Consider the following 20,117-nt stretch of genomic DNA (forward strand, 5'->3'; position numbering starts at 1 on the left):
TTATGCCGCCTCCTTTTTATTTTTATGTCTTATATAATATTTACGCGCTTCTTCTAGGCCAACTACTGGAATTGGGCATAAAATCAAAAATATCCAGTCAAGCATAGCTAATGGTGCTGTATTAAATAGACCGTGGAATAAAGGAACATAAGCCAAGATAATCAGTAAAAAGACTTCAAAAATAATCCCGTTATTGATTAACTTATTGCTGAACAATCCTATGGAAAACACAGATTGCGTTTCAGTTCTACTATTAAATGCTGCGCCTATTTGACAAAAAATAATCGCTCCAAGCGTCATCGTAGTTGCTTGACGGTAGATCAATCCTGAATCTGCTAAGTTAGCAAAGGCATTTCCGTGAATAAGGTTTACATAGAAATATGCACCCATCGCAATAGCAGAAGCGATAATGCCATACCATAAAAATGCTTTGATTAAAATTTTACGATTTAATAGTGTTGCATGTTTTGGACGAGGTGGTCTTTGCATAACTGTTGGTTCTGGCAATTCTGTTCCTAATCCTAAAGCAGGGATTAAATCCGTTCCTAAATCGATCGCAAGAATTTGCATGATCGTTAACGGTAAAGGAATCATTCCTCTAGATAGTAGAAACGCTGCTGATGGAACAGCTTCAGACATATTACTATTGAAGATATAAAGTAAAAATTTTTGAATATTGTCGTAGACCGCTCTACCCTCTTCTACTGCTCGCACGATTGATGAAAAATTATCATCTGTTAAAATCATATCCGCAGATTCTTTCGCTACATCTGTTCCAGTAATTCCCATGGCCACACCAATATCTGCTTTTTTAAGTGCAGGTGCATCGTTTACACCATCTCCTGTAACAGCTACAACGTTTCCTAACTCTTGAAGATTGACTACGACACGATATTTCTGATCCGGTGCAACACGCGCAAAAATCACTTCATCGGATAATGCTTCCTTCAATGATTCATCTGTCATTTTCTCAAGTTCAGTTCCTGTAATGACCCGTGGATGTTCTCCTTTTACAATACCAATACGTTTTGCAATACTTTCAGCAGTCAGGCCATAATCCCCTGTGATCATGATGATTCGAATATCGGCTTCACGACATTTTTCTACCGCAGCCGCTACTTCTTCTCTGGGAGGGTCTGCCATGACGACAAGCCCGATAAATACCATATCTTGTTCAATAAGTTCTGGTGTATATTCACTCATTGCTCTAGGAAGATTTTCAGCTTTGGATAGATCGCGATAAGCAATAGCTAATACCCGCAAACCTTGTCTAGCATATTGGTCATTTGCTTCCATAATACTGATTCTCTGTTCTTCATCAAGTGGAATAACTTTCCCATCAACACGAATAGTTGTACACAAATCAACTGTTTCTTTAGGCGCACCTTTAGCATAAGCGATTTTTTTAGCCCCATCTAATGGTTTTGTCAATTGGTGAATCGTTGACATTCTTTTTCTTGTTGAATCAAATGGCAACTCTCGCAATCTCATTGCTTGGCTTTCAATTGCTTCAGGGACTAATCCAGCTTTTTCTGCCGCTACCCCTAAGCATGCCTCTGTAGGATCTCCTAATACTGTATATCTCGGATTTTCTTCATTTGGAGGTAAGATTCTAGCATTACTACATAACGCAGCAGCGGACAGAATCAACTTCAGATCTGCATGGTTATTAGCATCAATGCTTGTTCCATCTGCCTGGATTTCGCCTTCGGGAGCATATCCTAGTCCAGTCACTTCGAATTCTTGAGTAGGCAACCATACATGATTGACTGTCATTTCATTTTGAGTCAACGTACCTGTTTTGTCTGAACAAATGACAGATGTAGAGCCTAGTGCTTCAACGGAAGAAAGTTTTTTAACCAATGCATGTTCCTTCGCCATTCGCTGTACCGCCATAGCTAAAGATAGCGTAACTGTTGGAAGTAATCCTTCTGGTATGAAGGCTACGATCATCCCTAGCGAGAAAACAAATGCTTGAGCAACCGGTTGTTCAACGAATAAAATAGCTGCTAGGAAAAATAAAACTCCAACTGAAATGGCAATAATAGAAATCTGTTTGGTTAATTTATCTAAATCTTTTTGTAAAGGACTTTTTTCATCTCCAAGACTTTGTGTTAATTTGGCAATTTTACCAAATTCTGTATTCATAGCTGTTTTGGTAACCACTGCTGTACCACTACCACTGGAGACAGTCGTTCCTGCAAAAATCATATTTTTGTATTCGAAACTAGATAAATCTTCCGGACTAATAGGCAGTTCGTTTCGCCTAACGGGGTTAGACTCTCCCGTAAGTGCGGACTGGTTGACTTGCAAGTCGTTGGAAGAAATCAATCTAGCGTCTGCAGCTATTTTGTCTCCTTCTTCTACCATCAAGACATCTCCAGGAACTAATTCTTCAGTTAGAATTTGCTGTTCACTATTGTTTCTAACGACTCGTGCATAAGAAGATAACATTTTTTTGAGGGCATCTGTTGCTTTACTAGCTTTACTTTCTTGGAAAAAACTGAATAACCCATTAATGACATTGACTAACCAAATAGCGATTCCAAGTTGCGGAGTATCAGTGAAAAAGAAGGCTACTGTACCACCTACCCATAGTAAAACAGCCATTAAACTAATAAAATGTCTGATGAATTGAATGAAGACGGATTCTCCTTCTGGTTCGTCTATCTTGTTGAATCCAAACATTTCTCGTTTTTCTTGAATCTCTTCTGCACTCAATCCTCCTTTTCGGGTATCTAAAGCTTCAAAAACATCATCCGATTGTAATGACGCTAATGTACTTTGCTCACTATTTTTAGCATTATTCATGTTTATTTTCCTCTCTTGAATCAATTTAATATAAAATTAAATTAAGACCTTTAAATTCTATCATTATTATAGTCCTAAAAATGGTAAAAGCAACTTAATCTTACTATCCATAACAATTATAACAGCAACGTTGGTATCGCTATCAGAATCAATCCCCCTTCTTTTTAATCGCAATAATCTCTATCGTTCACTTTCTGGGTTTAAGCATCTTATTATGATGATCTTTTTGCATATTTAACGACAAAAAAATTTCTCCACTCCAATAATTTTTGGGATAGAGAAACTCATTGATTCATTCAATTTTTCACATTAAAATTATTATCTTCTTAAGTAAATCATTTAATTACTAGAAGGAACGTAAGGAATGATTTGTGAAGCAAGCGTACTAATGGGCATCGTCTGTAAGGTCACTTTACCGGGTCCAACAAGCTTGACCAGAAAGGCTCCTTCTCCTCCGAACATCAAGTTTTTTAAGCCTTTCACCGTTTCAATAGAATATGTAATACTTTCATCGAACATGAATACATGTCCCTGATCAACTAACAAAACTTCCCCATGCTTTAACTGATAGTCAATCAGAGAACCATCCGCTTCTAAAAATAAATCTCCTTTACCTGAGAATTTTTGCAAAACAAACCCTTCTCCGCCCATCAAACCAGCTGAAAACTTTTTAGTTAGTGCTACTTCAAAATTCACGTATTCAGTAGACGCCAAAAAGGCACTTTTCTGAGCCATAATAATCTGTCCGTTCATTTCAATATGAACAATTTCTCCCGGTAATGATGCCGAAAAAACAATTTCTTGTTGATCATTTACCGCTCTATAAATGTTTTGAAACATACCTTCTCCCGTTATTGCTCGAGTAAATCCTTTAAAAAGTCCTCCTCGGCTTGAAGTTTCGAGTTCAAATCCTTGTGTCATCCAAGACATATTGCCTGAACTCGTTATCATTGTCTCTCCACGATCTAGCGTACATCTGAGCGCTGGATAGTTCCCTTCAATCTTAAATTTCATTATTCTATTCTCCTTCTTTTAGTCGATTGAGGTCATTATAGCCTTTAGACTAACCCTTTACAATCTATATTTAAACGAATACAAATCTACGCTCATAAATATAATTTAACTATTGTTCGAGGAATAAAAAAATACAACAATCATAAGTTAACCAACCTACGACTGTTGTATTTAATAAACAGTATCTTTAACCCAATCTCTTTACTTAAATAGATTTCAAAGTAAACTTAGTCGTTCTAACCTTGTGTAGTTGATCAGTCTAACTCTATTTCAAGTAACAGTGGTGTGTGATCTTGACGTATTCCAGAATCAATAATATCAGATTTCTGAACTTTTTCAGCTAATCTATTACTAACTAACCAGTAGTCAATTCTCCAGCCTGAGTTGTTCACTTTACTTGTCTTTACACGCTGATTCCACCATGAGTACTGACCGATTACATCTCCATGTAAATAGCGGAAGGTGTCTGTGAATCCTTTATCTAAAAGCCTTGTAAAGCCCTCTCGCTCCTCATCTGTGAATCCAGCTGATCGACGGTTGTTGTTTGGATTTGCCAAATCGATTTCTTTATGTGCCACATTGAAGTCTCCTGTAGCGAGAACTGGTTTCTTTTCATCCAAACCAGCTAAGTATGCTGCGTATTGTTCGTCCCACATTTGACGCTCTTTCAGACGAACAAGTTCTGAGCCAGAATTTGGAGTGTAAACTTGAGTAACATAAAATGTATCAAATTCTAAAGTAATCATACGACCTTCTACATCCATTGTATCCGGTGCATCAATTTTGGGATACGTCACTATAGGATTTAAATAATCTTTATATAAAAACATAGTTCCAGCGTAACTTTTTCTCGCAGGTTCTTCTGAAATGCGCCAGACATAGTCGTAATTCGGGAAAAAACCCTTTAATATTTCTGCATGTTTTTTAGATGGTCCTGTTCTCGGTAATTTTGTTTCCTGTATCGCAATAACATCTGGTTCCTGTTCTATTATTGTATTTAAAACGACTCTTGATAATACGGCTCTTGCTGAATCACTCGTCAACGTCGCATTTAATGAATCCATATTCCATGTAATTAATTTCACTGTTATTCTCCTTTAAATCTTTTTATTCGTAACTTTTTACAGATATTCATTGCTGATAAATCGCCCACTTCTTATTCTTATGCTCAATATACCCTTTTATTTCTGCTATCTGCTTGTTTCGTTCAAGATCATGATACATATCATCCATATTCTGATAGTGACCAACCACATAATAGTGAAGACTGATTTCTTTATTATCCCTGTAAATGTTAGAAAAATCTATTAATAGTCCTTGATTCGTTAAGTCTAGAAGCTGACTTTTTATACTGTCATTCATTGGATAGATTTTTCTTCTCTTATTGGTAGAAAATTCAGCGACCATTTTATTAGCGATTATTTCTTTAAAGACCGCCATTTCTTTACAGTACAATTTGCAGAACCACCCGTCATCGTGGGCAAGATAAACGAATTGATTATTTAAACGGTCAAAAAATGGAGAATGCATCGGCTGTCCGAAATGAGATAAGTAAAGTATTTCTGCTTTTTCTTGAGGTGTACAATGATCTAGACGACCTTCACTATCATAATCAATCCAATGGAAATTTCCTAAACCATAAATATCCTCTTTTGAAAGCTCATCTATTCCTTTTTTACCCTTAGCTGTTTCTAAAAGCATATTCCTATTATAGTCATTTGTTGTGTATTTTCCATCTGTTACTAATATATTATCAAGCTCACTAGGGACGTGTCTAATAAATTCATGAAATTCCATGCCGTAATAGATATAATATTGCTTAATACTATTTGCACTAATATAAAAAATATCTCTCGTTCTTCTCGTTACTTCCACTCTCCTTACTTAATTCAGTACAAGCTTTTGAATGAATGAACTCGTAGTTACTCTATTTTAAAAACTGAAGCCATTATACCGTATCTATGGGTCTCTACACAATTTTGCTTTAACCTTTAATAAGAAAATTTGTCACTAAACAATTGGTTTTAATCTTTTAAAATGAATGGTTTCAACAAAAGGCTATTTACTTATTGAATACTAAAAAAACTACTGTGATTCGCTTAGTTACCGAATCACAGTAGTTTGACTTACTGAGTTTATTTTCTGCGCAATTGAACAACTGTCTCTATATGATGCGTTTGTGGGAATAAATCTACTGGTTGAGCTTGTACGATTTCGTATCCACCTTCATGCAGTAGTTTTAAGTCTCTTGCTAAGGTTGCAGGGTTACAACTGACATAAACCATTTTCTTAGGTTTCATAACAAGTACTGCATCCACAAATTCTTTAGCTAGACCTTTTCTTGGCGGATCTACAACAAGAACATCTACGCTGTCATTACGGTTATTCCATTCTACCATCAACTCTTCAGCAGCACCGACTTTGAAGGAAACATTCTCTACATCGTTTACTTGAACATTACGGTTGGCATTTTTGATAGCTGTATTAACGATTTCAAGTCCATAAACATGTTTCGCTTTTTTAGCTAAACCTAAAGTTAATGTTCCAATACCACAATAAGCATCGATTACCGTTTCTTCTCCAGTCAGTTCAGCGAAATCAATGGCTGTTTGGTAAAGAATCTGAGTTTGAACAGGATTAATTTGATAGAAAGATTCATGAGAAATAAAGTACGTATCTCCTAGCAATGTATCGTGATAACCATCTTCTCCATATAATACACGGTGATCTCTTCCCAAAATTACATTTGTTTTATCAGGATTAATATTTTGAATTAAACTAACTAGTTCTGGTAATTTTTCTTTGATTGCTTCAATAATTTCATTTTCTCTAGAAAGATCACTTGTACGAGTAACTAATACAACCATTACTTCTCCAGTATAGTGTCCTCTTCTTACAAGAATATGACGGATATCACCTTTATGGTTAATTTCATCATAAGGTTTAATATGGAATCTCTTCAAAATGTCGCGCACAATAACAACAGCTTCATCGATTTTAGGATCTTGAATCACAAAATCTTCTAATGGAATTAGATCGTGACTATTTTTTCTGAAAAATCCTGTTTCCATCTTCCCATCAATTTTACGAACTGGAATCTGCGCTTTATTTCTATAACCATAAGGTTCATCCATACCGATAACGTCTGCTATTGGAACTTCTGGTAATTTAGCAATTCGTTCAAATACGCGAACGACTTGATCTTTTTTGAATCTAAGTTGTGCATCATAAGATAAGTGTTGTAGTGGCATAGTGCCTGTCTGAGCATAAACTTTGTCCAAAATTTCAACGCGGTCTGGGCTAGAAGTCAAGACTTCCATTAATTTACCAAAGGCAAATTTCTTACCAATTTTTACGACTTTGAATGTCACTTCTTCTTCCGGCAAAGCGCCTTCTACAAACACAGGGAAATTATCGATTTTAACTACGCCAAATCCCTCGTGTGTCAGATCTTCAACCGTTGCTGTGTAATCTTTGTTCTTTAATACAGGTGCTGTAAATTTCTTTTTATTCAAAATGAATACTCCTTTTTAATTCTTACATATAGTATAAAAGCGTACAGATCTAAGATACTGTACGCTTCACATCATCATTTTACTGACTTTGCTCTTCCAGTTCAGACACTTGTTTGATAAAGTCAGTTTCCTTCTCTTCCATTGTAGCATCTCGTGTATCAATGTCCAGTTTCATTCCATCAATATCTCCAACCATTTCAATATGTTGTCGATAATTGATAAATGTAGCTGGCGCATCTCCACCATACTCACCATCAATATTGATCATAAGTTTACGGTCACCGATTGTTTCAGTAACCACTTTACTTGTTTTAGTATACACGATATTTGGACTATTAATATGTTTTCCATCATTCATCAGCAATGTAACCAATCTCATGATTTCAACAAGGTTTGTTGCTTTCACAATAATCAGTGTAAATTTGCCGTCTCCTAACGTTTTATCAGGAGCGATTTCTTCAAATCCACCTACAGAGTTCGTCAAAGCAACAAATACCATAGACGCTTGTCCTTCGTAAACTCCATCATCATATTCTACCCGAACAGGGACTTTACCTATTCTAGGAAGTAATTCTGCCCCTTTTGCAAAGTAAGCCAGTGAACCAAATAAAGATTTCATATTAGCAGGAACTTCATAAGATACTTCAGAAAGAAAGCCAGCTGCACCAATATTCATGAAAAAGCGTTCTTCTGAAGCTGTACTTACTTTACCAATATCCATAAATACAGACTGATCTTTTTCAATCACTTTTGCAGCAGCTACCAGATTACCTCTAGGAACGTGCAGCGCTCTCGCATAGTCGTTCGTCGTTCCAGCTGGAATGATGGCAACTTTAGGGCGTTTTTCAGCTACGGCAATCCCGTTAATGACTTCGTTGATTGTTCCATCTCCACCAGCGGCAATTACAAGATCGAATTGTTCGTCAGCGCATCGTTTGGCCTCTTTCTGAGCAGATAAAGGTTCAGTAGTTGTACAGTAAGCACTTGTGTCATAACCAAAATCTTCATAAACTTTGAGAATATCGGGAAGAGACCTTTTCACTTGTTCTCTTCCTGATGTTGGATTGTAGATAATCCTTGCTCTTTTTCTCATATCTAAGAGTTCCCCCTATAAACATTTTTAATACTCAATGTTTATCGTTTTTCAATTTCTTCTTTTAGCAGTTGGTTCACGACACCCGGATTAGCTTGACCACGTGTTTGTTTCATAATCTGTCCTACAAGGAATCCGATAGCACGATCTCTACCATTCTTATAATCTTCAATCGATTGTTCATTTTGATCTAAAATCTCATTGATAACTGGTAGTAGTTTACTTGGATCACTTAACTGCGCCCAACCTTTTTCTTCTACCAATGACTCTACGTTATCACTTCCGTTAACAATCAGCTCACGGAAGACTTTTTTAGCGATTTTCGAAGAGATTGTTCCATCTGCTATTAAATGGATCATTTCAGCCAACGCTTTTGGTGTTAAAGCAGTTTCATCGATTCCCAGTTTTTCACTATTCAAGTATGCAGAAACTTCTCCCATTAACCAGTTAGAAGCTTGCTTAGCATCTGCCTCAAAAGATAATGTCTGATCAAAGAAATCAGATAACTCTCTTGAAGAAGTCAGAACTTCCGCATCGTATTCTGGAATACTTAATTCACTTACGTAACGAGCTCTTCTTTCTTTTGGCATTTCTGGCAGAGCATTACGCACCGATTCCACCCATTCATCTTCAATGATTAATCTTGGAATATCTGGTTCTGGGAAATAACGATAATCACTTGAACCTTCTTTGACACGCATCAAAAGCGTGTTTCCAGTAGACTCATCATATCTTCTTGTCTCTTGTTGTAATTCACCGCCGGCCATCAAAACTTTTTCTTGACGTTCAACTTCGTAAACTAATCCTTTGCGAACATAGTTAAATGAGTTCAAGTTTTTCAGTTCCGCTTTTGTGCCAAACGCTTCTTGTCCAAATGGTCTTAAAGAAATATTTGCATCACAACGCATAGATCCTTCTTCCATTTTAACATCTGAAACACCAGTGAATTGTACAATTTGCTTCAAAGCTTCTAGATAAGCGTAAGCCTCTTCTGGAGAACGCATATCAGCTTCTGAAACAATCTCGATCAATGGAGTTCCTTGACGATTCAAATCAACGTATGAGTACCCATCTGTTCCATGCGTGTTTTTTCCGGCATCTTCTTCCAAGTGTACACGTTCGATTCGAATTCTTTTTGTTTTTCCGTTCACTTCAATATCAATCCAGCCATCGTGTCCAATAGGACGATCGAATTGAGAGATTTGGTAAGCTTTTGGATTATCTGGATAAAAGTAATTTTTACGGTCGAACTTCGTATCTTGCGTAATCGTACAATTCAATGCTAATGCTGCACGCATCCCAAATTCAATCGCTCGTTCATTTACTACTGGAAGTACTCCAGGGTAACCCCAGTCAATGACATTCGTATTTGTATTCGGTTCAGCACCAAAGTGCGCTGGTGAGGGAGAAAACATTTTAGAATCTGTTTTTAACTCTACATGTACTTCCAGTCCAATGATTGTTTCTAAATTCATAGTTATTTTCCTCCCTTGAAAAGTGGTTTTTGCTTATGAAAATCAGTTGATTGTTCAAAAGCATAAGCCGCTCTATAAAGTGTTTGTTCATCAAAATGTTTTCCGATCAGTTGCATTCCAACTGGCATTTCATTAGAAAAACCACAAGGGATCGAAACGGATGGCACGCCTGCTAAGTTAACTGGGACAGTCAGTATATCAGCCATATACATTGCTAAAGGATCTTCGATTTGACCACCAATATTGAAGGCAGTTGTTGTAGTCGTCGGTGCTACAAGGAAATCAACTTCTTCAAAGACTTTCTCAAAATCTTGACGGATCAGCGTTCTAGCTTGCGCTGCTTTTTTGAAATGGGCATCGTAGAAACCGGCACTTAATGAGAATGTGCCCAACATGATTCTTCTTTTAACTTCTAATCCGAAACCTTCTGAACGAGATTTCACATAAAGTTCTTCAAGATTTTGAACGTTTTCTGCACGATATCCATATCGAATACCATCAAATCGTTGTAAGTTACTTGATGCTTCTGAAGAAGCAATAATGTAATAAGCTGGTATTCCGTATTTTGAATGCGGCAAGCTGACTTCAACAATTTCAGCACCGAGTTCTTCATAGGTTTTCAGCGCAGCACGAACAGATTCAATCACGCCTTTTTCTTTTGCATCTTCGTTAAAGTATTCTTTAGGAACACCAATACGCATACCTTTGACACCCTGATCGATTCCTTGAGTGAAATCAGGTGTTTCTCCATCATAAGAAGTAGAATCACGCTGATCGTATCCACTAATGGCATTCAACACAAGTGCGTTGTCTTTAACTGTTCTAGTAAAAGGTCCAATTTGGTCAAGACTTGATCCAAAAGCAATCAAACCGTAACGTGAAACGCGTCCGTATGTAGGTTTCATTCCTACTATTCCTGTAAATGCAGCTGGTTCTCTGATAGAACCCCCAGTATCTGAACCTAGTGAAACAGGCACTTGGCCGGCTGCAACTGCTGCAGCTGAACCACCAGAAGATCCACCTGGCACTTTTGAAAGATCCCATGGATTAGCAGTAACTTTGAATGCAGAATTTTCTGTAGATCCACCCATGGCAAACTCATCCATGTTCAACTTACCAACTGAAATCATACCGATATCGTTTAACTTCTCAACAACTGTTGCATCGTATACAGGCACGAAGTCTTCTAACATTTTAGAAGCGGCTGTTGTGGTTACACCTTTTGTTACGATGTTGTCTTTGATTCCAATAGGCAAACCACTTAAGATATTATTCGGATCGATTCCGGCTTCATCCATAGCTCGTGCTTTAGCTAAAGCCTCTGTTTTACTTAACGCAAGAAAAGCACCTACGTTTGCTTCTGTTTCTTCAATTCTATCGTATACAGACTCCATGATCTGGAGCGATGTTAGCTCACCTTTGACGAGCAGTTCATGTAATTCTTCTAACGTATGATCTAGTATCGTCATTATGCTCCACTCTCCCCATTGTCCATAATTGCGGGTACTTTGATAAACCCATCTTGTTTGGTTTTAACATTTGTAAATAAGTCTTCTCTTGAGACTTCAAGCTTCGCTTTATCCTCACGCAAGACACTGTGATGAGTGATGCCGTGATACGTACCTTCTACACCTGTCGTATCCAGATCTTCTAATTGTTCTACCAAGTTGATTATTTTGTCCATGCCTTCAGTAAAGTCATGGATCTCTTCTTCTTTAAATTCAAGCTTTGCCAGTTTGGCAACGTGCTTAACTGTTTCTTCGTTTATAGACATATGGGTAATTCCCTCCAGATTGATAAAATACCGTTCAAGTTGATTAATTAAAGACGTGTGTGGTGAATTCGGTTTCTTCAGCATCTCGCTTCAGGAATGATTCGATACCGTTCAATGATTCTACTTTAATTTCAATTGGTAGATTTTCAGATAGGTATGAATTTGCAGCTTCGTTCAGATACTGAGTGAAAGCAATGATCTCACCTTTTCCGTAAAATTGCGTAACAATTTCGATTTGAAGACTAACCAAATTATCGTCAACGTAATGCGCGACTCCAGTGATACCACTTAAGTTAGGGAAGAAGTTTTCTACCTTGGATTTAAAATTGGCAAAACTGTTTCCTTCCGCACTTTGCATGCCTTCTACCGGAAATACGAGTCTACTTTCATTGACTTGGTTCCAGTTAGAGATAGAATCTGCTCCGTTCTCACTAAGACCTTCAGAAATATAAACCCCTCCGGCAAAATTATCTCTAGTCGATTGTTCATAAAGTCCAACCATAATCGGAACAGTTCCTACGCCTTCTAGTTGACGCATTCTCGAAACAATCTCACTTCCAATTCTTTGTCCTTCCCGTAATAGATCTTCTTTACTGATTTCTTGCTGTTGTTCTTGCTGCTGATCGTTACGGTAATAATCTACTGAATTTAGAGATAACCCTATACTGATTCCAGCAAGCTGTATCCCATCATCTGTTTGTATATAGAAATCTTGCTCTAAAATTGAACTTAGATAATTCGGTACTCTAGATTCAGGATCTTGATTCCCATTATCTTCTGGATTCAATCCGAGAATTGTTTCTCCCTCTTCTATCTGCTCTTCAGTAAGTGGTTCAGCACGGCGTAACCAGCTAGTAGCTAAATTCGCGGGAAGCAGTTGTCCTTCTTGAAAATAGTGATTATCTGTTGAAAAATACTTATGTGATAGTCTCATTAAGTCCTCTTCAAACGTTTTAATGTTCACATTTGAATTTAGAGATCTAGTTATTCCGCGATTTTGGCTTGGTTCATAAGTGCCTTCTTCAGTAATTAGCGGGCGATAATAATTATCATCGATTCTAGTTTCAACGACAACTGAATCATTATTTTCCGCTACTTCCCCATCAGTTTCATCAGTTTGTTCAACTGGCTGCTCCTCTGTCCCTGCCGGGTCAGGGAGCATATTGCAGGAAGCTAGAAATAAAGTTAGTCCAGATAGGCTTGCCAGTATCCATTTTTTATTCATAGATGTTACCTCGCTTTCAAAATCACTGACCGATCTCATTTATTAACGCTTCTTCGTCCCAGACAGGCACTTCTAATTCTTGGGCTTTAATCAATTTGCTACCCGCATCCGCACCTGCAATCAGTATATCTGTTTTTTTAGAAATACTGCCTGTAACATTTGCACCTAATCTTGTCAGTGTTTCTTTTAACTCATTTCGATTAAAGTGCTCTAATTTACCTGTTATGACAATTGTCTTATCATAGAAAACGGATGTCTTATCAGCCGTTTCTACTTTTTTTGGTCCAGTATAAGTCATATTGACACCATGTGCTTTAAGGTTATTGAGTAAATCAATGGCCGCTTCTAGTTCAAAAAAGGCCACGACACTTTCTGCAATGATTTCCCCAATACCTTCTATCACTTGTATATCTTCTTGACTGGCTTGTTTCAAAGCTTCAATCGTTTCATATTTTTCAGATAGTAGTCGTGCTGCCTTGGCTCCAACATGCTTAATGCCAAGCCCAAATAATAATCTTTCCATCGAATTCTTTTTAGATCCTTCTATGGCTTTCAACAAGTTGTCAGCAGACTTCTCGGCAATTTTATCTAACGTCATTAATTGATCTAAGTCTAAATCATACAAGTTTGACACATCTTCAACAAGATGACGTTCAAAGAGTTGAATCACAATTTTTTCGCCTAATCCATCAATATTCATGGCATTGCGAGAAACAAAATGAATCAATCTTTCTTTAGCCTGAGCAGGACACTTGGGATTCACGCATCTCAAAGCGACTTCGTCTTCCAAATGAACGAGTTCACTCTCACAAGCTGGACAGTTTACTGGTATCTCGCAAGGAACACTATTTTCAGGTCGCGAATCAAAGTCGACTCGTATAACTTCTGGAATAATATCGCCAGCTTTACGTACAAATACCAAATCATCCAAACGGATATCTCTTTCTTTGATCAAATCAACATTATGCAAACTCGCTCTTTTCACAGTCGTACCAGCCAACTGGACAGCATCCATGATCGCTGTAGGTGTTACCACACCTGTTCTTCCAACAGACCATTCGATTTCATTAATCCGCGTCTTCGCTTCCTCAGCTGGGAACTTATAAGCAATGGCCCATCTGGGTGCTTTAACTGTGTAGCCCGCTTGTTCCTGTTCATCAAAACGATTCACTTTAATTACGATACCGTCAATTTCATAAGGCAACTGAGATCTTTTCTCTTGGTACTCTTCGATATATGACCAGACACCTTCAATAGATTGAAAGACAGCGCGATCCTGATTTGTTCTTAAACCAAGTTCTTCAAGAGTTTCTAAAGCTTCACTTTGTGTCTCTATTTCCAATTCTCCATATTGTACCATGGAATATAAAAAGAGGTTTAAGTTTCTAGAGGCTGTTACTTTTGGGTCGAGATTTCTTAATGTTCCAGCTGCGGCATTTCTAGGATTGGCAAAAACAGCTTCTCCTTGTTCTTCTCTATCTGTATTTAACTTGATAAAAGAAGCTTTCGGCATATAGATTTCACCACGTGCTTCAATGGTAACCGGACGTCTCAACTTAAGCGGGACTGCTTTAATTGTTTTCACGTTACCTGTCACGTTTTCTCCAACACGTCCGTCTCCTCTAGTAACAGCCTGTGTCAGTTTGCCTTCTTCGTATTTAAGCGATACAGCTAATCCATCTATTTTCAGCTCACACTCGTATTCCATTTCTCCACCGACTAGTTGCTGAACGCGTTTATCAAATACTTGCAATCCTTCAAGATCAAATGCATTATCTAGACTTAACATCGGTAGATCATGCTCTACTTTCTCAAATCCCGGTAACAACGTCCCGCCGACTCTTTGAGTAGGTGAATCCTGCTGAACAAGAGCAGGATAGGTTTCTTCCAGATGTAAGAGTTCGTGATACAGTTTATCGTATTCGCTATCCTCGATTGACGGTCGGTCCAGAACATAATATTCATGACTATAACGATCTAAAAGAGTGATCAGTTCATCAACTCTTTCTTGAGCTTGTTTAAAATCATTATCTAGTACCATATTCCTGCTCCTTTCGGTCTTTTTCAATCCTTATACTTTTTCAATCGGTGCAAAAGTAGCTAATAGTGGTTTGATTCCAATTCCTGGAAAGGCGATATCCAATTGAAGATCTTGTCCAGAACCACTGATTTTGACAACCGTTCCAATCCCCCAAGCCTTATGGTTGGCTTTGTCGCCTACCGTCCATTCAAGACTTTCCGCACCACTATTACCTGTAGGATGTGTGTAGACAGTTTTAACTTTTTTATTTGTAGGGGTATGATCATTTGATCTGTTTCCAAAGCCTTTATTGATTCCGTTAGAAAATGGTCGTAAACTATTGGACTCTAGTCGTTCCAGCAAGTCTTCTTCAATCTCATCTAGGAACCTAGAAGGTCGATTCATCTGAGTTTTTCCGTAAAGGGTTCTATTCATAGCATTTGACAGATACAGTTTTTGTTCCGCTCGTGTAATTCCAACATATGCTAGACGTCTTTCTTCTTCCATCTCTTTCTCGTCCAGTTCTGCTCGTGATAACGGGAACAGTCCGTCTTCCATACCAATCAAGAAAACAACTGGAAACTCTAAACCTTTTGCAGCATGCAACGTCATTAAAGTGATTTCACTTGCTGGTTCATCTGATTCATCTCTATCTAAATCAGACAATAAGGCAAGATCAGTCAAGAAAGAAATCAAACTTTTGTCTTCTTGAGGATCTTCGTCAAATTGCTGTGTAACAGAAAGAAACTCATTAATATTTTCAATTCGTGCTTCTGATTCAAGAGTACGCTCTTTTTTTAACGTCGGTAGATAGTCACTCTTATCTAGGATTTCTTCTGTCAATTCTGTAACCGTCAAATACTCAGCCATTTTTCTGAAGTCATTCAACATAGTCGCAAAGACTTCCAGTTTGTTGGCTGCACGACCAGTCAGATTGGAGACTTGAGCGTTCAAAGCAGCTTCATATAAAGACCAGCCCATCTCTTCTGCTGATAGTCTTAATTTATCTACTGAACTTGCCCCAATACCTCTTTTAGGCACATTCACAACTCTACTGAAACTCAAGTTATCTGATGGATTCGCAATCAATGTAAGATAAGCGAGAATATCTTTGATTTCTTTTCTATCATAGAATTTGTGTCCCCCTACCATTCGGTAAGGAATATTGGTTTTGATCAGAGTTTCTTCCATGACCCTTGATTGAGCGTTTGTTCTATAAAGAACAGCAAAATCATCGTATTTCTTCTTGGAATCATTTTCCATCTCTTCTTTGATTTGCTGAATGATGTATCTTGATTCTTCATGCTCATTTCCAGCACGATAATAAACAATCTTATGACCATCATGGTTATCAGTCCATAATTTTTTATCTTTTCGATTGATATTATTAGAGATTACATGGTTGGCAGCTGCAAGAATATTTTTTGTTGAACGATAATTTTGTTCGAGGAAAATCACTTTAGCTTCCGGATAATCTTTTTCAAAGTTCATAATATTTTCCATATCAGCTCCACGCCAACCATAGATACTTTGATCCGCATCTCCAACGACACAGATGTTACGCAAACGGTCTGCAAGTAGTTGTACCAATCGGTATTGAGCATGGTTTGTATCCTGATACTCATCTACGTGAATATATTGAAACTTTGTCTGATACACTTTCAATGTCTCAGGATGTTCTTCAAATAATCGTACAGTCAGCATAATCAAATCATCAAAATCAACTGCTTGAGCTGTTCTAAGCTCTCGCTGATAATCATCGTAACAATCCGCAACGATTTTTCCGAAATAATCACTCGCTTGCGCACGAAATTCAGCTTCATTTTGCAACTTGTTTTTAGCGTTACTAATTTCAGACAAAATAGCTCTTGGATTGTATTTTTTAGGATCTATGTTTTGTCTTTTTAGTATTCTTTTCATTAACGTTTGTTGTTCGCCAGGATCACTAATTGTAAAAGAACGATTATAGCCAATTTGATCAGCTTCTCTTCTTAAAATACGTACACACATCGAGTGAAAAGTAGAAACCCATACGTCGCTTCCACCATCTTTAACAAGCTTTGAGACACGCGCTTTCATTTCTGACGCGGCTTTATTTGTGAAGGTTATGGCTAATATATTCCAGGGATTTACGTCTTTTTCTTCAATCAAGTAAGAAATACGGTGAGTCAGTACCCTTGTTTTACCTGAACCGGCTCCTGCCATAATCAAAAGTGGCCCTTCAGTATATGCGGCTGCTTCTTTTTGCTTAGGATTCATTCCATTTAAAATATCTTTACGCAGTACCAATATTGTCATCCTCTCGGGTAGTCATACATTCCTATATTATACAGAAAACGAGTGCTTCTTTCCATAGAACAAAGCATTCCATCATTTAAATCTTAGATTGTTTCTGATCCTTGTCATCGGATTAAACTTCGTAGAGTCTTACAGCTATTTTATTGGTTATTCAATGAAAATGGCATACAAAAAGCATATTGTTTTATAGCTTCAACATCCTATATGAAGAGCACTTACTTTTCATATAGGTTAAATCGGCTATACTCCAATATGCTTTCTTAAACTCAACTTAGTTTATTTCTTCCAGTATCTTTTAATCTATACCCTGAATAACATTCAATCTGATTTGATTCAATAATATTCTTATCTCTCTTCTAGCATAAGGATAGTTAGCTTCTGATAAAAAAGCCACTAATTGCTGATACTGTTTTATTTTAGTCTGGCGACTTCGATACAGCACTTTATTTATACTACCTTCTTCTGGAAACAATTCTTTGAAACACGTCATGATCAACGAATAATGGTATTGATTGTGTTCCATGGTTAAAATGTACTGCCAGAACTCCAACTCCAACTTCTCAAATTCTGGCTGAGCTGATTGACTACAACGCTGCATACTTTGTAATTTCTCAGCTGGTGCTTTTGTATCGATACTTTTTTCTTCTTTTTCAAGCTTTAGAAAATAGTGTATGATCATTAGTTCAATAAATTTTATTCTATCTTGAAAAGCTTTGATATCAACTTCTTTTGAAAGAACCTTTGCCCCTTTATAGGGTTCAATCACAATGAGTCCATCTTTCTCCAGTTGAAGAAACGCATTGCGTACTGGTGTGCGACTCATTTTTAGTTCTGAAGTCAATTCCTGCTCCTTAAGCTGCTTTTGTGGCAACCATTCTCTATTATCAATTTTGGCTTTCATATATTGATAAGCTTCTATCTCTCTTCTTTTCTGCTTTGACATATCTTCAGTCCTTGAATTCTAATCAATCTTCTAATCTATCTATTGACTATATTTTCTCAATTAGAATCTCCTCGATTTTAATCTAGTTACATACCGATATCTGATAATAAGGTCACTGTTTGATTGATATTATTTGTCTGAACGGTCAAATGCCCTTTTTCAGTATAAATATCTTCTGGATCACCTTGATAAAAAGTGAATTTCCAGTCTTGTTGTATTCTAGCTTGCGTATAAGCTTCTTCTAACTGATTTTGATTAAACAGTCTCATAACACTCGTTGAGGGTGTCTTGATTTCTTCAGGTAAAGCCCATCCACAAACCGCTCTTATATGAGCTTCGTACTGTGAAAGCTCAGCCCAATCCGTTGTGTAATGATAGGCTTGATGAGGATGTCCTACAATCTCATTAACATAAAGAGATCCTGTAGATGTGGTCAGTATTTCTAAAGCAATGACCCCTTGAAAATCGATATTCTCAGCAACAATACGAGCAATACGCGTAACTTCTTGCTGCACCTCATAGTCAATTCTTGCAGGAACAATACTCTGAAAAAATTTGTCTTGACGATACATCATTTCTGCGACCGGATATGTCAATATTTTTCCAGACGAGTCTTTTACGATTGCAATACAAAGTTCTCTTTCAAATGGTATCCATGCTTCTAACACGCTTGCTCCTGAATTCAATAAGTCTTCTGTTTTCTTAATATCGCTATCGTCATACAATACGGTATGTTGACGGTAACGTTCATCCGTGCGGTTAGCTTTTAGCACACAAGGATATCCTATACTTCCTACAGATTCGTGGACATCATCCATCGAGACTATCGTCGCGAACGGAGCAATGTTGATACTGTGTGATTCGAGAAAAGCTTTCTGTAAAACTCTATCTTGAGAAATCGCCAGTAAATCTTCTCCTTGTGGTACCGGAAGTGAGCGTTTCATCATTCTTAAATAATCTGTATGAAAGGCTTCAGTTTCATAAATGACCATATCACTTTTAAGGGCTAAATCTCTGAAAGCTTTCTCGTTTGTAAGATCTGCTCTAAGATGCCAATCAGCAATGTTGCTCGCAGAACAGATAGGGTCAGGATCTAATAGTCCAATCTTATAGCCCATTTTTTTTGCAGAAAATGCAAGCAGTCTAGCTACGCTCCCTCCCCCTACAATTCCAATGGTCTTTCCAGGTTGAATCCACTCATTCATCATATTCGCTCCTTATTCCTGTTAACTCTTTTTTCAGCTTTTTGGACTATTTCCAGCTTTTTTAGATTTTGCTAATTTGTTTTTCTTGATTTTTTTTGTCCAAAAACCGCCATTTATATACCTTGGTTCATACGAGATGATGAAAGCCTTTGATTCGATTTGATGAATCATTTTATAAAGATCACGTTCATTTGACCTAGGTGTCAATATTTCAAGTACGTATCGATTACCTTCTCTACCATATGCTTGAGTAGTAGTAACCCCATATCCTTGATCTCTGAGCTTTTCCGCAATTTCCCATCCATCTTCCGGAACAATTGTTGTAACTAATATATGACCTAACGCCAAGTAGTTCTCAATCTTCATACCTGCAAAAATCCCTACTCCAAATCCTAGAGCATACACGAAGATATTAATCACATTATCCAAATTATCTAGTACCAATCCTAATCCGACAACGTAAATAGAGATTTCAACCATTGCGATAAAAGGTGCAATCGATTGATATCCCTTCATGGTCAACATCATTCTAAGGGTGTTTAACGTAACGTAAACGACGTTTATTAAGAAAATCGTTAATAACATTGTCCAATCTAAATCCACAAAATTCTCCTATCTTTTTTTTACCTACTTTAAGTTTTACATACTATAATAGCTGAGACAAGTATGACCTATCCCAGCCTTTTTGTTATATGACTATTTCCCTTATTAAAAAGCGTATTTATTTCTTCTAAATCAGCAATA

The 20,117-nt window shown here is 37.3% G+C and carries 15 protein-coding genes; all 15 read right to left on the reverse strand.

The window, feature by feature from the left end:
* The 15 genes from VXN63_RS07675 to VXN63_RS07745 all read right to left on the reverse strand — a co-directional run bounded on the left by VXN63_RS07675 (position 1) and on the right by VXN63_RS07745 (position 19,958).
* Positions 1-2,811, reverse strand: a complete 2,811-nt coding sequence (locus VXN63_RS07675) for a cation-translocating P-type ATPase (RefSeq protein ID WP_327757443.1) — start codon at positions 2,809-2,811, stop codon at positions 1-3.
* Positions 2,812-3,150: 339 nt separating this feature from the next.
* Positions 3,151-3,825 (reverse strand): TIGR00266 family protein, encoded by a 675-nt coding sequence (locus VXN63_RS07680; protein ID WP_327757444.1) that lies wholly within the window; start codon positions 3,823-3,825, stop codon positions 3,151-3,153.
* 254 nt (positions 3,826-4,079) lie between these two features.
* A complete protein-coding gene (locus tag VXN63_RS07685; RefSeq protein WP_327757445.1) occupies positions 4,080-4,910 on the reverse strand; it encodes an exodeoxyribonuclease III in 831 nt (276 codons plus the stop codon).
* Between the two features lie 46 nt (positions 4,911-4,956).
* Positions 4,957-5,700, reverse strand: a complete 744-nt coding sequence (locus VXN63_RS07690; RefSeq protein WP_327757446.1) for a hypothetical protein — start codon at positions 5,698-5,700, stop codon at positions 4,957-4,959.
* A 260-nt stretch (positions 5,701-5,960) separates the two neighbouring features.
* The gene (gene rlmD, locus VXN63_RS07695) at positions 5,961-7,340 is read right to left on the reverse strand and encodes a 23S rRNA (uracil(1939)-C(5))-methyltransferase RlmD (RefSeq protein WP_327757447.1); all 1,380 of its coding nucleotides are present in this window, start codon (positions 7,338-7,340) and stop codon (positions 5,961-5,963) included.
* A gap of 79 nt (positions 7,341-7,419) precedes the next feature.
* Entirely contained in the window at positions 7,420-8,433 is a 1,014-nt protein-coding gene (locus VXN63_RS07700) for a diacylglycerol kinase family lipid kinase (RefSeq protein ID WP_327757448.1), read from the reverse strand.
* Positions 8,434-8,474: 41 nt separating this feature from the next.
* Positions 8,475-9,908, reverse strand: a complete 1,434-nt coding sequence (gatB, locus tag VXN63_RS07705; RefSeq protein WP_327757449.1) for an Asp-tRNA(Asn)/Glu-tRNA(Gln) amidotransferase subunit GatB — start codon at positions 9,906-9,908, stop codon at positions 8,475-8,477.
* 2 nt (positions 9,909-9,910) lie between these two features.
* Positions 9,911-11,380 carry an Asp-tRNA(Asn)/Glu-tRNA(Gln) amidotransferase subunit GatA gene (gene gatA / locus VXN63_RS07710; RefSeq protein WP_327757564.1) on the reverse strand — a complete coding sequence of 490 codons (1,470 nt, stop codon included), beginning with the start codon at positions 11,378-11,380 and terminating at the stop codon, positions 9,911-9,913.
* Positions 11,377-11,682 (reverse strand): Asp-tRNA(Asn)/Glu-tRNA(Gln) amidotransferase subunit GatC, encoded by a 306-nt coding sequence (gene gatC, locus VXN63_RS07715; RefSeq protein ID WP_327757450.1) that lies wholly within the window; start codon positions 11,680-11,682, stop codon positions 11,377-11,379. Before gatC ends, gatA begins: the two co-directional genes overlap by 4 nt.
* Before the next feature lie 43 nt (positions 11,683-11,725).
* Positions 11,726-12,907: a CamS family sex pheromone protein gene (locus tag VXN63_RS07720; RefSeq protein WP_327757451.1), complete on the reverse strand. Its 1,182-nt coding sequence runs from the start codon at positions 12,905-12,907 to the stop codon at positions 11,726-11,728.
* Positions 12,908-12,929: 22 nt separating this feature from the next.
* On the reverse strand, positions 12,930-14,948 hold the full coding sequence (ligA, locus tag VXN63_RS07725) for an NAD-dependent DNA ligase LigA (RefSeq protein ID WP_327757452.1): 2,019 nt from the start codon (positions 14,946-14,948) through the stop codon (positions 12,930-12,932).
* Between the two features lie 30 nt (positions 14,949-14,978).
* On the reverse strand, positions 14,979-17,216 hold the full coding sequence (pcrA, locus tag VXN63_RS07730) for a DNA helicase PcrA (protein WP_327757453.1): 2,238 nt from the start codon (positions 17,214-17,216) through the stop codon (positions 14,979-14,981).
* A 304-nt stretch (positions 17,217-17,520) separates the two neighbouring features.
* Entirely contained in the window at positions 17,521-18,168 is a 648-nt protein-coding gene (locus VXN63_RS07735; RefSeq protein WP_327757454.1) for a GntR family transcriptional regulator, read from the reverse strand.
* An 86-nt stretch (positions 18,169-18,254) separates the two neighbouring features.
* Positions 18,255-19,373, reverse strand: a complete 1,119-nt coding sequence (locus tag VXN63_RS07740) for a 5-(carboxyamino)imidazole ribonucleotide synthase (protein ID WP_327757455.1) — start codon at positions 19,371-19,373, stop codon at positions 18,255-18,257.
* A 33-nt stretch (positions 19,374-19,406) separates the two neighbouring features.
* The gene (locus VXN63_RS07745; protein WP_327757565.1) at positions 19,407-19,958 is read right to left on the reverse strand and encodes a DUF2179 domain-containing protein; all 552 of its coding nucleotides are present in this window, start codon (positions 19,956-19,958) and stop codon (positions 19,407-19,409) included.
* Between the last annotated feature and the right edge of the window lie 159 nt (positions 19,959-20,117).

The organism is Marinilactibacillus sp. XAAS-LB27 (genome assembly GCF_036039175.1).
Lineage (GTDB): Bacteria > Bacillota > Bacilli > Lactobacillales > Carnobacteriaceae_A > Marinilactibacillus.

Coding starts and splice junctions, on each gene's coding strand:
- VXN63_RS07675 (WP_327757443.1), bottom strand. CDS start 2,811: ATGAATAATGCTAAAAATAGTGAGCAAAGTACATTAGCGTCATTACAA.
- VXN63_RS07680 (WP_327757444.1), bottom strand. CDS start 3,825: ATGAAATTTAAGATTGAAGGGAACTATCCAGCGCTCAGATGTACGCTA.
- VXN63_RS07700 (WP_327757448.1), bottom strand. CDS start 8,433: ATGAGAAAAAGAGCAAGGATTATCTACAATCCAACATCAGGAAGAGAA.
- gatB (WP_327757449.1), bottom strand. CDS start 9,908: ATGAATTTAGAAACAATCATTGGACTGGAAGTACATGTAGAGTTAAAA.
- gatC (WP_327757450.1), bottom strand. CDS start 11,682: ATGTCTATAAACGAAGAAACAGTTAAGCACGTTGCCAAACTGGCAAAG.
- VXN63_RS07720 (WP_327757451.1), bottom strand. CDS start 12,907: ATGAATAAAAAATGGATACTGGCAAGCCTATCTGGACTAACTTTATTT.
- ligA (WP_327757452.1), bottom strand. CDS start 14,948: ATGGTACTAGATAATGATTTTAAACAAGCTCAAGAAAGAGTTGATGAA.
- VXN63_RS07735 (WP_327757454.1), bottom strand. CDS start 18,168: ATGTCAAAGCAGAAAAGAAGAGAGATAGAAGCTTATCAATATATGAAA.
- VXN63_RS07740 (WP_327757455.1), bottom strand. CDS start 19,373: ATGAATGAGTGGATTCAACCTGGAAAGACCATTGGAATTGTAGGGGGA.
- VXN63_RS07745 (WP_327757565.1), bottom strand. CDS start 19,958: ATGTTATTAACGATTTTCTTAATAAACGTCGTTTACGTTACGTTAAAC.